The sequence below is a fragment of the Actinoplanes sp. NPDC051633 genome, from assembly GCF_040681735.1.
GTDB lineage: Bacteria > Actinomycetota > Actinomycetes > Mycobacteriales > Micromonosporaceae > Actinoplanes.
Window position 1 is genome coordinate 1 of record NZ_JBFAZH010001172.1, and the last position, 2,391, is coordinate 2,391.

General features: G+C 72.4%; 4 protein-coding genes. 3 read left to right on the forward strand and 1 reads right to left on the reverse strand.

The genetic code is table 11. The features are described 5' to 3' along the window. Together AB0M20_RS38560 and AB0M20_RS38565 are read left to right on the forward strand one after the other, a co-directional pair. The coding region (locus AB0M20_RS38560; RefSeq protein ID WP_364305883.1) for a hypothetical protein at window positions 1-548 on the forward strand (548 nt) is incomplete at its 5' end. Between the two features lie 32 nt (window positions 549-580). Next, on the forward strand, window positions 581-1,117 hold the full coding sequence (locus AB0M20_RS38565) for a hypothetical protein (protein ID WP_364305885.1): 537 nt from the start codon (window positions 581-583) through the stop codon (window positions 1,115-1,117). Window positions 1,118-1,144: 27 nt separating this feature from the next. Here the strand turns inward: AB0M20_RS38565 and AB0M20_RS38570 are convergent, their stop codons facing one another. Then, window positions 1,145-1,822 (reverse strand): DivIVA domain-containing protein, encoded by a 678-nt coding sequence (locus AB0M20_RS38570; protein WP_364305886.1) that lies wholly within the window; start codon window positions 1,820-1,822, stop codon window positions 1,145-1,147. Between the two features lie 265 nt (window positions 1,823-2,087). On the opposite strand from AB0M20_RS38570, the gene AB0M20_RS38575 reads away from it, so the two are divergent. Beyond that, a partial coding sequence (locus AB0M20_RS38575) for a nucleoside deaminase (protein ID WP_364305888.1) occupies window positions 2,088-2,391 on the forward strand: 304 nt, incomplete at its 3' end.

Consider the following 2,391-nt stretch of genomic DNA (forward strand, 5'->3'; position numbering starts at 1 on the left):
CGATGATCCTCGGGGTGGTCGTGGTGAGCAGCGAGTTCACCTCCACCGGCGACGAGGGGCCGCGGGCCCGGCAGCTCACCACGACGCTGATCGCGGCGCCCCGGCGGATGCGGCTGCTGACGGCCAAGACCGCCGCCCTCGTTCTGGTGGCGGCGACCCAGGCGGTGATCGCGGTGTCCGCGACGCTGGCCCTGACCAGGGCGTTGCACGACGTGCCGTTGCCGGCGGCCGGGCGCCTGGTGGCAGCGATCGTCTACTGGGTGCTGATCGCCCTGCTCGCCTACTCGATCACGCTGATCGCCCGCAACGGCATCGTGCCGCTCGCCTTCCTGATCGTGAACAGCACCTTCGTGTCGGTGTCCTACCTGCTCACGAAGGTGACGGATGCGGCCGCCTACCTGCCCGACATCGTGGGCGCGCAGATGTTCATCCGCGGCGGCGACTTCCCGGTCAAGCTCTCCCCGACGGTCGCCGGCCTGGTGATGTCCGCCTGGATCGCCGGGTTCCTGGCGGTCGGCGCCGCCCTCTTCCAGCGCCGAGACCCGTGAGCACGGGCAGCGCGGGGACGGGAGCGGTGTGCATGGTTCGCGCCGAGGCGCGCAAGCTGCTGACGCTGCCCTCGCTGCGCTGGGCCATGCTGCTGACCTGGCCGGTCTGCGTGCTTCTCACCCGCACCCCGGCCGACCCGGCCTTCTACGCCCAGGCGGGCTTTCTGGTGTTCGGCGTCCTGGCGGCGGCGTCGGAGCACCAAGCGGGCGGGCAGATCCGCACCACTCTGCTTGCCATGCCCCGCCGGCTGTCCCTGCAGGTCGCGAAGGCGGCTGCGCTCACCGCGGTGGCAGCCCCGGCCGCGGTGGTCGCCGCACTCCTCGCCGGCGACCTCGCCGCGACGACGTATCTGACGCTGACCGCACTCCTCGGGGCAGCGGTGGCGACGATGCTCCGCAACGCGGTGGCCGCGGTCGTCGTGCTGCTGAGCGCCCAATTCATCGCGGGACCGTTGCTGCGCGGCGTCGCCGACCATCTGCCGGCGCGGGACCGGCCCGCCGTCACGATCATCTGGACGGTGGCCGCCGCAGTGGCCGCGGCCGCCTTCTTCGACCGTCGCGACGCGTGACGCGGTCCGTGTGGCCCGACGCCTCCGTCAGCGGCCGGTGACCGGCTCCGGCACGCCCTCCATGTAGCGCAGCTGCGCCGTGACGTGCTCGTTCAGCGCCGTCTGGTAGCTCTCCGCCAGCTGCCGAAGGCGTTCGATCTCGTCCAGCAGCGCGGTGCGCTCGATCTCGAGATTGTTGATCGCCTCGGCGTGGCGGCGGCGAGCCTCACTCTCGGTCGTCCCCGCGCTACGCTGCGCCTCGCCGGCGATCTGCGCGGACTGGTCCTGCGCGGCGACCACCATGGCCTCGGCCTCGCGGCGGGCGTCCGCCAGGTGATCGTCGGCCGTGCGCTGGGCCATCATCATCACCGGGGAGACCCCGGAGCTCGAGGTGGTGAGGCCGGAACTCGCGGCGGGACGCTCCGCCGGCGCCGACTCGAGCTGAGCCTGCACGCTGCGGGCGTGCTGCTCGGCACGGGCCCGCTCCTGCTGGGCGCGCTGCAGCTGAGCGGTGAGCGCGGAGTGCTCCGCCTCGAGCGACGACGCCGCCGGCGACCCGGGCCGGCCGATCCGGCCGCGGAGGTCGTCGTTCTCCTCCAGCAGGCGGATGAGCTGCTGCTCCACCTCGTCGAGGAAGGCGTCGACCTCCTCCTCGTCGTAGCCGCGCTTGCCCAGCGGCGGCCTCTTGAAGGCGACATTGTGGATGTCGGCCGGAGTCAGCGGCATGGTGCTCCCTCGGGGTGGCGGCCAGTGGGCGGCGGGTAGGCCTGTCGGCCGAGCCTACGCAATCATGCTCTCCCGTTGTCACCCGTGGTTCAGCCATTCGTCGGTATGACGCTGCCGAATCAGCCCGGCAACGGTCAGTTCGTCCCGATCTTCGGGTGACCGACATGCCGGCCACCGCAAGTCGACCCGGCCGAGGGACAGCTCGGTCACTGCGAGAAAGTGCGAGCATGACGGGACCCGCGAAGAAACACGAAAGAGTGCAGGCATGACCGAGAACGAGCGCGACCTCACCCACCTGCGTCGATGCGTGGCCCTAGCCACCGAGGCCCTGGACGCCGGCGACGACCCCTTCGGCTCGGTGCTGGTCGGCGCGGACGGCGAGGTGCTGGCCGAGGACCGCAACCGGGAGACCAGCTCGGCGGACCCGACGGCCCACCCGGAGCTGGCGCTGGCCCGGTGGGCGGTGGCGAATCTGCCACCGGCCGAGCGGGCCGCCGCGACCGTCTACACCGCGGGCGAGCCCTGCCCGAGGTGCGCGGCCGCGCACGCGTGGGTCGGCCTGGGCCGAG